Raw genomic sequence first — 1,301 nt, 5'->3', positions numbered from 1 at the left:
GGTGTAGGTGGTACTTTCAGGATACTCATCGGGGTCAGTTATCCAGATACCATTCTTGTCATACAACGGATCTGGAAAACCACTAGGGAAATATTTCTTCTTCCGATCCTCCTGCTGAGACCAGGGATATACAGCATTGGGACCAGCACAGATCGTCTGATGACCTTCAAAATACTCCTCAACGCGAGGGAGAAAATCTTTCGACACCTCAAACCCATACCCAAAAAGAACCTCATACCCTTCATGACCGGCAGGCCGCATAGGGTAATGAAGCTGCATCGAATCAATGAGACGTACTACATAGTTCGCATAACTGTCACCCCCCAGATAATCGGCCATCTTTAGAACATCTTCAAAATGTTTAAGATAAACAAACAGTCCTTGGCGCATATCTAGCCAGTCGATTTCAGTAGCAAGTTCTTCAGCCCAGTATGAGTCAAATTCACCACTAATTTCATTCTCCCAATCAAGTCGGATCGCTTCCATAAGTCGATACCCAAAATCCCTAGTACCTTGCACTCCTGCGCAATCGACCTCCACAACGCACCATCCTTCTTTCTCGAGGTAAGGGCGCATATAATCTTCCCAGTATCGATCTTCTGCAAGAAACAAGGGCGCGATGAATTTTTTAGAAGACCCTGCTTGTTTATAAGCCATTTTCTACCTCTTTTGGAGTGCAACTCGACGAGAAAACTAACTTGTATTATTCAGAAGAACCCTCCTCACCACTGCCGCCGGTATAGGATGTGCTCTCGGGGTACTCATCAGGATCGTCAATCCACTCCCCATCCTCATACAACGGGTCAGGAAAACCCTGAGGAAAAAACACTTTCTTATACCTCTCCACACCGCTCCAAGGATATTCCGCCCCATCTTTGGCGGTTACAGTTTTATCTTCAAAGAATTTTTTGATCACAGGTAGGCTCTCGCGTGAAAATTCAAATCCATATCCAAAGAGGACCCGATAAAGCCCACTACCGAAAACTGGACGAACAGTATAACGACCGTCCATAGTTTCCAGAATATTTACGCATGCTGTAACAGCCTTATCATCCATCACGAAGAGGTCATCAAAGTTTTTATACAGCATAAACAGTCCTTGACGCATATCAAACCAGTTAATCAGGCAGGCATCTTCAGAAGCCCAACGCAGGTTAAAATCATCCGGAATAGCATAGACACTCTCAATACTCTCAACCAGACGGTACGCAAAATCCAACGTGGTTTTTACCCCGGCACAGTCAACAACAATAACCTTCCACCCCTCTGCCTCCAGATAGGGCAGCATATGGTTCTCCCAG

Annotated in this window: 2 protein-coding genes; both read right to left on the bottom strand. The window is 45.4% G+C overall.

Annotated elements, in window-relative coordinates; translation table 11 throughout:
* A partial coding sequence (locus HMPREF2609_RS00235) for a hypothetical protein (protein WP_070534437.1) occupies nucleotides 1-657 on the bottom strand: 657 nt, incomplete at its 3' end.
* 46 nt (nucleotides 658-703) lie between these two features.
* The coding region (locus HMPREF2609_RS00230; RefSeq protein WP_246825520.1) for a hypothetical protein at nucleotides 704-1,301 on the bottom strand (598 nt) is incomplete at its 5' end.

Source organism: Rothia sp. HMSC058E10 (genome assembly GCF_001809415.1).
GTDB lineage: Bacteria > Actinomycetota > Actinomycetes > Actinomycetales > Micrococcaceae > Rothia > Rothia dentocariosa.
The sequence above is the reverse complement of the archived record's forward strand: the minus strand, read 5'-3'. Positions and strand labels throughout refer to the sequence as shown.